This window comes from Chitinophaga oryziterrae (assembly GCF_009758125.1).
Lineage (GTDB): Bacteria > Bacteroidota > Bacteroidia > Chitinophagales > Chitinophagaceae > Chitinophaga > Chitinophaga oryziterrae.
The window spans coordinates 374048-385359 of record NZ_WRXO01000003.1 but is presented as its reverse complement, the minus strand read 5'-3'; the positions used below and the strand labels follow the sequence as shown (position 1 = coordinate 385359).

General features: G+C 41.8%; 7 protein-coding genes. 1 reads left to right on the top strand and 6 read right to left on the bottom strand.

Annotation, left to right across the window (positions count from 1 at the left end; all coding sequences use genetic code 11):
- Positions 1 to 7: 7 nt before the first annotated feature.
- The 6 genes from GO495_RS13580 to GO495_RS13555 all read right to left on the bottom strand — a co-directional run bounded on the left by GO495_RS13580 (position 8) and on the right by GO495_RS13555 (position 8329).
- Positions 8 to 3169, bottom strand: a complete 3162-nt coding sequence (locus tag GO495_RS13580; protein ID WP_157300250.1) for a non-ribosomal peptide synthetase — start codon at positions 3167 to 3169, stop codon at positions 8 to 10.
- A 23-nt stretch (positions 3170 to 3192) separates the two neighbouring features.
- Complete coding sequence (locus tag GO495_RS13575; RefSeq protein WP_157300249.1) at positions 3193 to 4161, bottom strand: 2,3-diaminopropionate biosynthesis protein SbnB; 969 nt, start codon at positions 4159 to 4161, stop codon at positions 3193 to 3195.
- A gap of 9 nt (positions 4162 to 4170) precedes the next feature.
- Complete coding sequence (locus tag GO495_RS13570) at positions 4171 to 5136, bottom strand: pyridoxal-phosphate dependent enzyme (RefSeq protein ID WP_157300248.1); 966 nt, start codon at positions 5134 to 5136, stop codon at positions 4171 to 4173.
- 97 nt (positions 5137 to 5233) lie between these two features.
- Entirely contained in the window at positions 5234 to 6853 is a 1620-nt protein-coding gene (locus GO495_RS13565; RefSeq protein ID WP_157300247.1) for an MBL fold metallo-hydrolase, read from the bottom strand.
- A 2-nt stretch (positions 6854 to 6855) separates the two neighbouring features.
- A complete protein-coding gene (locus GO495_RS13560; RefSeq protein WP_157300246.1) occupies positions 6856 to 7572 on the bottom strand; it encodes a thioesterase II family protein in 717 nt (238 codons plus the stop codon).
- A gap of 244 nt (positions 7573 to 7816) precedes the next feature.
- Positions 7817 to 8329 (bottom strand): UpxY family transcription antiterminator, encoded by a 513-nt coding sequence (locus GO495_RS13555; RefSeq protein ID WP_157300245.1) that lies wholly within the window; start codon positions 8327 to 8329, stop codon positions 7817 to 7819.
- A gap of 674 nt (positions 8330 to 9003) precedes the next feature.
- On the opposite strand from GO495_RS13555, the gene GO495_RS13550 reads away from it, so the two are divergent.
- Positions 9004 to 10764 (top strand): ABC transporter ATP-binding protein, encoded by a 1761-nt coding sequence (locus GO495_RS13550; protein ID WP_157300244.1) that lies wholly within the window; start codon positions 9004 to 9006, stop codon positions 10762 to 10764.
- Positions 10765 to 11312: the final 548 nt, after the last annotated feature.

Sequence of the window (11312 nt, the reverse complement as noted above, 5' to 3'; positions counted from 1 at the left end):
AATAGGGTTACAAGATTATTCTCCTGCTTTTCTTTGCAGGCTGGGGCATGGATGCACGTTGATGTAATGTGATATAGTTTGCGAGCGATGCTATGGAAGTCAATTGAAAAAGTGTTCTGACGGATATCTGGATGCCAAATGTTTCCTGCAACAAAGTTGCTTCTCTCATCATCAGCAGTGAATGCATGCCCAGTTCCTGCAGGTTGTCATAGATACCTATTCTTTCTGTTTTGAGCAGGTCCCCGCAAATGGCGGCTATCTGACTTTCTATTTCATTACCGGGGGCTACGTACTGGTCCACCAGTAAGGGTCCCGCATCAGGATCGGGCAGTGCGTTCTTATCTATTTTCCCGTTGGCCGTCAGTGGCAGGCTGTCGACTTCTATAAGAAGTGCCGGTATCATATACCCGGGTAGTTTCTCATTCAGCCAGTTCAATATCCCTTCTTTATCAAAAGTGCCATCGGGTACGATGTAGCCTGTTAGTCCGCCTGCTTTCACTACTACAACTGCCTGACTCACGAATGGAGATTTAAGCAGCATGGTTTCTATTTCACCCAGTTCTATCCGGTAACCACGGATTTTTACCTGGTCATCTATACGGCCCAGGTATTCAATCGTACCATCCGGCAGCCAGCGGCCCAGATCACCGGTACGGTACATCCTGTCTTTAGTAAAAGGATCGGTGATGAACTTCGCAGCTGTCTGTTCCGGGCGGTTCAGATAACCACGGGCAACGCCCACACCGGACACACATATCTCTCCTACCACACCCAGTGGTAGTATTTCCAGTGATTCGTTCAGTATATATATACGGAGATTTTGTATGGGAGTACCTAACGGGATGTTTGTCTGTTCGGGAGTGTTATACATGAAGTAATGACAAATATCGTCCGATGCTTCAGTAGGGCCATATGCATTTACTACCGGGATGGTAGTCTGGCTAAACCATTGTGCCAATACCGGCTGGCTCACTGCTTCTCCCGTCACCAGCAGATAATCGAGGTTATTCAGGATCGCACCGGTGTTTTCCCGGAGTACGGCCGCCAGATAGGAAGGCACCAGTTCCAGGATCGTTACCTTTTGCTGATCAACGGATTTTATTAATGCGGCGGGATTAAAAATAAGATGGTCAGGATAAACAATGGTCGTACCACCACACAGCAGTGCTGCAAACATCTGCCATACGGAAATATCGAATGTATAGGAAGCTGTGTAAGCAATGACGGATGCTTCATTCAATTGCAGATCATTTACTTTGGCCAGTAAATGATTCAGCATTCCCCTATGTTCCACCATAACGCCTTTCGGCATGCCGGTAGATCCGGAAGTATAGATAACATATGCCAGGTCATTGGGAGACGGCACAGTGTCCAGTGGCCCGGCAGATTCTTTTCCAATCATATCGGGAATAGCATCCAGCGTAACGATGCGGACAGGAACGTCCTGTGGTATTCTTTTCCTGCTATAGCTGCTGCTCACAACTACATATGCACCGGTATCTTCCAGTATATATTTTATTCTTTCCTGCGGATATTCCGGATCTATGGGGACATAAGCACCACCCGCTTTCATGATGCCCAGTATGCAGATCAGCATATCCATTGACCGCTCTATACAAACGGGCACCAGCTTATCAGCTTTTACACCCATATTTTGCAGGTAATGTGCCAGCTGACTGGAACGCTCGTCCAAAGTCCGGTAAGTTAACTGCTTACCCTCAAACACGGCTGCTATCGCATCCGGCCTGCGGGCCGCCTGCTCTGCAAACAGGTTTACCAGGGATGCACCAGCTGGTATTGGCATAGTCGCGGCTGTGCCGAATGCGGACAACACGGCCCGTTCTTCAGCCGGAATGATATCAATATTTTCAACGGCTCCGTTCAATGCATCAGGAAATTGTTGCAGGATATGCAGCACTCTTTGTGTCAGTAAGCTGACCTCGTTCTTTGTAAAATATTGCAACTGAAAATCTACTCTTAACTGCAGGGGTTGTTGCTTACCGTAATCATACCATATCAATTCCAGCGGATAAGGGAGATACCCGTTAGGCACGCCACTGGAAATACCTTCCAGTCCTTCCCCGAAATCAAGTTCAAAATTAAGTGTTGCATTATTTACTATTATTTCCAGCAGGTAATCTTCTGTTGAATTAACCTTCAGATGCCTGATCAGATCTCCCAGCAGATAGTTCTGATAACGATAATCTTCCCGTTGTGAAGCAGAAATCTGTTTTATCAGCTCTTCCAGTGTAGTACCGGGTTTATATATTCCTTTAAAAGGGATCAGACCGGTAAACATACCTGCTATTCTGCGCAACTGTTTATTTCTTCTTTTATGCAATGGCACACCGAAGTAGAATTCTGAGCGTCCGGAAGTCTTTGCAAAATAAATAATGAAGGCCGCGATCGTTAATTGTTGCAGGCTTGCATTGGTCTTTACCAATAGTTCTTCCAGGAAACTCCTTACCTCTCCTGATATTTCAAGTATCAGTGCATCACTTTTTTTATCATCTGCTATGCCCTGCCGATGTTTTCGCTGCAATAAACTCTCCGGCTTCTTTGATATTTTATTTTTCCAGTACGCTCCATCCTGTGCATAAGCATCTGAATTGTAATGTGCAGATGCGATGATAGCCTCATCTTTATAGGATGCATAATTAAACTGTACTTCTTCACCTTCTGCGAGGGATTTATATTTTGCAGCCATATACTGCAGTTTCGCAGCCAGTCCATATCCATCAGACAATAAATGATGGCATTTAATAAAATACAGATGTTCCTGTTCAGATACTTTGATCAGGTATTGAAAATAAAGCGGCGTCTCCTTTTTCATCTGCATCACGGGGAAAGGCGTACTGAACTGCTTCATCATCCAGGCTTCGATAGATTCCCAGCTTTCATGACTCATATCAAGTTCAGGCAAATCATACTGTCTGTAGTCTTCATCGAAATAGGCATGATTAGCAGGGTTCTCAAAATCGAACCTCAGTTTAAAAGAGTCAAAGACATCCGGAACAGAGTTCACAGCCTCCCTGAATTTTTCTTTATCAAGACGTCCGGTCAATTTTGTATAACCTCCCGTGTTGTTGTGCGGACTTTCAGGGTTGATCAACTGATCCATATACATATCTTGCTGCGCGGGGTGCAGCGGAATAATTTGCAGGGCCATAACTTATAGTATATTATTTTCTCTTAATCAGGCATAACGGCACCAATGTTTCTTTTTAATGCCTCGCGGTAATAGTGACCACCTACTGCGATATCAAAAATGGCCATGCCCATAGGATTGAACATTACCACAGCGTCTTCTTTAACATCAAGGGTTTCTGCACATACTACATCGGAGATAGACAGTGTATCGCTTTTCTCCAATCCCATTATTTTGTGCATATTTTCGATATCTGTATTCTGACGGCAGACCTCTTCCCAGTTATCTACTATAATAACATCCATATAGGAGACCATTTCCACTTTGTAGTCCCTTAATGAAACGTTCAGTTGTAAAGACCCTTTGGGAGGAGCCTGATCTACATAAGGGCTGGAAGATACTGTGCAGGTGATAAAGATATCCGCAGCAGTATAACATGCTTTCCATGAATCGCATACCACGATTTTGTCTTTATATGCAGGATCTACCTGGTCCAGATCTACTTTGTTAATATCATACAGCAATACCTTATCGAGACGGTCCCCAAGTAATGCACCGATCATTTTCAGATGCATTCTGCCTATAGGTCCAAAACCAATGATCCCTACGGTAAATTGTTGTTCACTTTTTCTTGTAGCCAGGTATTTTTGCACGATAACACCGGAAACGGCGGCGGTACGTATCCCGCTTATCAGTGCGGTATTGATCACACATAGAGGAACACCTGAATCATGTTCATTCAGGATAGTAACTGAATGTGCTCTTAACTTGTTGCGATAGATATTGTCCGGAAAACTGGCGATCCATTTTATACCGGATAACGGAGCGCTGCCACCAACATAAGCAGGCATTGCGATGATCCTGTTTTTGGGATCACCATAACGCAGGTATGGTTTGATGGGCTGGGAATAATCATTCTTATGAAGGACCCTTGTTGCGGTGCTGATAACATTAGTCAGTTCATTCCAGTCGATCCCGACTTCATAAATATTATCTGTATTGAGATATAACATGTTGTTGTATTAAACAGTAATTGTGGATTCCAGTTTAGCTTCCAGTTGTTCGCCCCATTTCTTATTGTAGATCGTATCAAGGTAGGTATGACCTTTATCCGGGAATATCAGCAGGGAACTGGGAATACCCGAGTGTTTATTGTCTTTGAAATAGTTTTTGGCAGCATAGTAAACGGCACCTGAAGATGCGCCGGCAAAAATCACCTGTTCATTTAACAACTCAAAACAGCCTCTGATGATATCCATCTGCGATACGATCACCACATCATCGATGAGTGCGTTTTCAATAATCGGCGGTACCTGGCTGGCACCTATACCGGAGATATATCTTTTTACCGGAGGAGCGTTAAAGATCACGGACCCTTCCACATCCACGCCGATGATCTTAATATCCGGTCTTTCTGCTTTCACACTTCTTGATATACCTGTAATAGCGCCACTGGAGCTAACAGCAACGAAAATATAATCAAGGTCTTCAATGGAGCGGACGATCTCTCTGCCTAATCCGAAATAACCTTTATAGTTATTCGGATCACCATACTGATCAGCTATAAAACTATTTTCTATGGTCGCGTGTAATTTGTTCACCACATCAATACGGGTAAGCAGGTAACCGCCTGTATGATCACGTTCCGTCACTTTTACCACTTTATGAGATAAAAGGTTCAGCAATGATTCATATGCGCTGTTAATATTGGGATCAATAACGGGAATGAATTTCAGGCCCAGATTTTTGCAGATGGAAGCCACTGCGATGGCGAGGTTACCGGAGCTGGACGCAATGATAGTAGAGTGTTCATTAATGCGTCCGGTTTTGATCCCATGATAAACGATACTGTAAGCAGCCCTGTCTTTTGAGCTGCCTGAAAAATTGTTGTATTCCAGTTTGGCAAACAGGCGGGTATCTGTATTATGCAATTCCATCAGGGGGGTATTTCCGATGAATGCGGCTAATCTCTCAAGTTTTTTTAGCATAACGCAATGTTTAGTGAAAATAAAAGGTTACTCACACCTGCGTCCGGTGGACGCAGGTGCAGACCTTATATATGAGTAATGGTGAATGAAGGCGGGGTTACTGGAGTTCTTCTATCAGTTCTTCTTTTCTGTTATATAGTAATTCTTTCTCTCCATATAAACGTTCTGCAATGATGCCTTTTTCCTGGCATTGTTTCACCAGTTTATTGGATTGGATGATGGGGTTAGATTCTTCTGTATACTTGATGCTGCTTATAAATTCCAGCCAGGGTTCCATCCCCATGGCATATACGTATGCTTCTTTCGGGTTAAATATATTTATCAGCGCCATTCCTTTTGCACAATCGGACCCTGCCAGTCTGCGGCTTCCGTCCTGGTCCCTTGTGATCTTTTTGGTAAGCAGCGGCCCATACAACCAGGTGAGCGGAGCGCCGTCACATTCCATACCCAGGAACAACACGTCTACATCCCCTATCTGGTTATGAATATGTTTATATAATCTGGATTCTACGATCCTGGAATCTGCCAGGAACAGTAATTTGAAACCACTTATCTGTACCAGGTAACACGCTTTGGTAAGGATGTTCAGGTCGCTGTGTTCACCGGTGAATGGTAAGCCTGTAATAGTTGTATCAACAAACTCTATGGTTTCCATTTCATCCATTGCAAATACATTCTTAAAACCGATATTATTGAACATCAGTTTCAGATCAGGATCTTCCAGTTTACCACTGCAGGTACGTGGTACGATCAGGTTTTTTATTTTATGGCGCAGTGGCAGCAGTGTTTCAAACAGGATATGGTCCTGATGATTATGTGTGATGAGTACATAATCAATAGAATCGGGCAGGTCTGCATCAGAGAAATGTTCGATATCAGTATCGTAGCCATAGTAGCTGATCAGCGGATCTACCAGGATGCTTACATCTTTTGTTTCAACAAGTATGCAGGCATGACCGAAATAACGCATACGGATCTTATCGCCGGTATATTTCTTATATGTTGGCGGAGGTGTTTCCGTAAAGAATGTTTCAAACAGGGCAGACTGTTCTTCTGTAATTCCCAGTATTTGTTTTATTTCAGACAGTGCCCGGGGCGTTCTTTTCATACGGGATATTTCATCGATACCCGCATGATCAAAGGGGATGCTGAGGTGCAGCACATCTGGTTCATCCAATCGCGGGGTGCTTAAACAAAACGGTCTGTGATCATTATCCGTGATCCATAAGGCGATGCTTTGTGCACTTTTGTTATAAAATTCACTCTTATACAACAATGATTCAAAGAAACGGAAATCGGGGTTGTTATTGCGGTCATAGAAGAGCTCCACATAACCTTTCAATATTTCCGGTACTTTTTCATATACAGTTTCGAGGCCGAAACCTTTAGCTTCTGCCAGTAATATTTTATCCAGTTCTTTTGCTGCTTTGGCAAATTGAATGACTTTTTCCTGCCGTTTCAGAATGGTGCTTTTCAGGGACTCTACTTCTTCTACTCTTCCGCCGCCAAAATCCATGAAGGGACCGCCTTTCATTTTGGGGTTAAGTACTGCTTCAGCATGGATGCTTGGATCAGCGAGATAAGAATCCATGATAGTGAGATGCCGTGCGATGGTGTTCATGGCTGCGGGGGCAGGCGATATCAGATGGCTCCATGCGTACCATCTGTCGTACAATGGTTCCAATACTACGTTGGGTTTAAGATAAACTTTTTTCATAATTAATATGATTTGGAATAAACAACTAATTTTTTCGCGATGATCTGAATAATCTCGTAAGGGTATTTATATATAAAAAAGTGATGGCCTGGCATTCTTCTAAAATCGACAGCAAATTTTGTTTCCTGTTGCCACAACTGAATGTCTTCTGTTTTCATATCTTCTTTTGTGCCTGTGATGACGGTCATAGGTACGTTCAGGCTTTCACCGGAAGAATAGATATAATTTTCTGTTACTTTAAAATCGGCACGTAAAATGGGTTCGATATAGTCGAGTAGCTCATCATTCTGGAGGATCTCATCGGGGCTGCCATTGAGGTTCCTGACTTCTTCAATGAAGGATTTTTTGTCCAGGAGATGTCTTTTCTTTTCTGTTCTTGATAATGCCGCAGGGCCGGGTGTTCCTGTTATAAAAAGGTGTAAAGGAGGCGTATGATTATTTTTAATTACTTCTCTGGTAAGCAGACAGGATATCAGTCCGCCCATACTATGTCCATAAATAGCATATGCATTATCCTCAAGTTTATCATTTATCTGGAGATAAAGATCCTGTAACAGGTGATCAATATCTTCCATAAGGGGTTCTTTCATCCTTGCACCTCTGCCGGGATATTCCAATGGAACAATGTTAATGAACGGGGGCATTTTATCTTCATATAATCGATAAGAATATCTGCTTCCACCGGCAAATGGTAAACAGAAAAGATTAATTTTTTCCATTGAGTAACGCTTTTGTGAACTAATAACAGCTATGTATAATTATAGGTTTTCCACTTACCGGAATAATTATTCGCGGTATCAAATCGGCTATCAGCTTAACATTCCTATGTGATCATTTTAATGCACAGGGATGAAAAGAGAATAGTTACAACTGAAAATTACAGGCTGAATAGTGATATTATAAGACTAATACCGGGGTTTTTCACTACACCGATGCAAATAATAGCATGTGGAGAAAGGTGTATCATGTTGGAATTGCCGTCAGGTATTCTGAGGGTACTGCGACGAGTATATTTTTCTGCAACACATTCATCCGCACCAAAATTTTCTTCATCCCTTTTACTTCAACGACCTCACAGACGAGTCCGCAGAGGACGCCATCACTGATCATCACCTGTTCTCCCGGCTGAAAGTACTCGTCTGATATTTCTATATCGTTTGTGCCTTTGAGGATCAGGCTAATGTTGTGGATAATTTCTTCTTTTACTTTTACGACTTCTTTTCCTGTTCTGACATAGTAAAGTATCCCTTCAAGGTTTAGTATTTTACAATATGTTTCCATATTCTCCAGGTAAACGAAAACATATGAAGGGAACAGAGGTGAATCAATGTATCTTTTTCTGTCATTCCATAAACGCAGTGTTCGGGTTGTAGGTAAAAAGTTAACAATGCTTAATGCTGATAAATGTTCAGCGACTTTTTTCTCGTGTCGTGGTCTGGTATATACAACATACCATCCTGTGATAGGATTACTCATAATCAAAGGTTATATTAACAAAGGAAGTAACATTATGTATCAGTAAGCAGAGGATTAATACATTTATCTAAAGTTCAAATATTCAATGCTTTAGAACCTCTACCAGGTTAATAAATCAATATGGATGAACATAGCTGTCGCTTATGTGGATACACCTATCCATATTAATTAATAAACTTATTGTATTGGTTGAAAAGACATATTCCGGTCAGAGCTAGGTCCAGATATGTTGTCGGGCTTTTCGGATAGTAATGCTACATAATAAAGTCAATTCATGGGTGTGTCAATGGAAACTATGATTTTTAATTAGGGTTTCGTTTTAAAAATATCAAGATCACTATACACACATTTGTTCTTGTTCGATGACCGAAATTAGGAAACAAATTTTATTAAACAAAAAAAAAACAGAATTGCGTTGGTTAAGAAAATAACAACAACGACCGATTTCAGCGATTGACTGATGTATTATCTCAGTATAGCAACTACAGAATTTCTTCAGAATCTATTCGTACAGATAATATATTATGGTAACAGAAATATCCCGGAATCGGCCTGAATTAATTTTTCGGGAGGAAAATAAATTCTACTTATCTTTCAGCATTACATCATTGTTATTGACTTAGTCATTCCTTAAAATAAATCGGTTAACAGTTAAGCCCACCCAAATATTTACGATGAAAATCCTATCTAAACAAACCCGTTCTGCCACATCTACGAAACAGGCAATGCAATTATTTAAATATCTAAAACCTCACTGGGCAGCCTTTAGCGCAGGGATGTTATTTCTACTGTTATCCAGTTTAGCTGGACTTGCATTTCCGAAATTACTGGGAGAACTGATCGACGTAAGTAAAAAAAATCATCATGACTCCGCCATTAATATGATCGGATTATCATTGATCAGTATGCTGATGGCACAGTCAGTTTTCTCCTTTTTCAGAACGATCCTTTTCGTAAATGTCTCTGAAAAAACGCTGGCAACCTTACGTCAGACGATATATAATCACCTCATACAACTGCCAATGAATTTCTTTCTGACAAGACGTGTCGGAGAACTCAGCAGCAGGATATCGTCCGACATCACACTACTACAGGAAACCTTCACAAACACATTACCGGAATTCGTCCGGCAGCTCATTATCATCAGCGGAGGCCTTACACTACTGATGATGACATCGATCAGTCTGACAGGTTTCATGCTGGCAATCCTACCTGTGATGGTGATCATTGCTGTTGTTTTTGGCCGCTTTATCCGTCATCTTTCAAAGGATATACAGAACCAGGTAGCCTCTTCCAATACCGTTGTAGAAGAGACCTTGCAGGGTATTTTCAGTGTAAAAGCATTTGCCAGTGAATTCTTTGAAATGAAGAGATATACCGGGCGTACAAATGAAGCAGCACGTATTGGTATCAAAGGCGGAAAGTTCAAAGCGGCTCTTTCTTCGTTCATCATAATGGGCATATTTGGCGCACTGGTAGCGGTAATATGGAGAGGTGCCGTGATTGGTCTCGATACCGGTAAACTCTTCTCATTTGTGCTCTATTCTGTATTTATCGGCAGTTCTATTGGTGGATTGGCGGAGATATACACTTCTCTCCAAAAGAGTATCGGAGCTACCGAGAACCTTTTCCAGATACTCGATGAAACCAAAGAACCGCTATCTGATATTGTTAAAATAGATCCTGAACATCAGTTACAAGGCAACATCAGTTTCAGAAATATTTCGTTCCACTATCCTTCACGGGAAGATTCTCCTGTACTAAAAGGTGTATCCTTCAATGTATCCGCGAATCAGAAAGTAGCCCTTGTAGGACCAAGCGGAGCAGGTAAAAGTACCATCGTATCACTGCTTCTCCGTTTATACGATCCCAGTAATGGACATATATTCTTTGATAAAAAAGAGAACCATCATTTCCCTTTGTCAGCGTTACGTTCGCAGATGTCCGTAGTGCCACAGGATGTGTTTCTTTTCGGCGGCACTATAGGAGAAAATATTGCTTATGGTAAACAGGACGCCACAGAAGAAGAACTTATTGCAGCGGCGAAAAAAGCGAATGCCTGGGAGTTCATTCAGCGGTTCCCTCTCGGATTACAGACCATTGTAGGAGAAAGAGGCATACAGTTATCCGGCGGTCAGCGACAGCGTATTGCTATTGCCCGGGCTGTATTAAAAGCACCCAGGATATTGATACTGGATGAAGCGACTTCTGCATTGGATGCGGAGTCTGAAAGACTGGTACAGGATGCGCTGAATAAATTAATGGAAGGCAGAACATCGATCGTGATTGCTCACCGGTTGGCTACGATACGGCAGGCAGATAAGATCATTGTACTGGATAAAGGAGCGATCGTAGAAGAAGGGACACATAAAGAGCTGGTGAATGTGCATGAAGGATTGTATAAGAACCTGAGTGAGATGCAGTTTACCCAATAGAATTATTAACACCCTATAACAAATAATACGTACTGTTCAGATATTGTCTTCTTTAGTACTCATATAATTTTTATAGATAATATTGGCAATAAAACACAACAGGCTCCACGCGGAGCCTGTTGTGTTTTATTGCTATTTCTTCTCATGTTATATAGTTTATTCATTAAATACATTGTTATACTTTTATATATAACGTTCGTGAGCCTTTTTTAGGGGGTTCCTTGTAAGCCCTTAACAGTATGATATACCTTCACAGATTATAATAAGACCCTGTGTGAAGCAGAATTGAACAGGTATTGATAAGGTTCATCCTCCGTTCATCCTACGTTCGCGAACGTAGGATGAACGGAGGATGAACCTTATCAATACCTGTTCAATCCCTTTTCTTAACAATACTTCTTAGAATCCAGGTGCCTGACAAAGTGTGAGAAGTACCCTATCCAATAGATATTGTTAATCCGCTAAAGAATAAATTCTTTGCGGCCACTTTTGTAACTGAGTTTCCGACTGATGATGACCTGGACTTTTAATGTCGCAGTTTGAATATT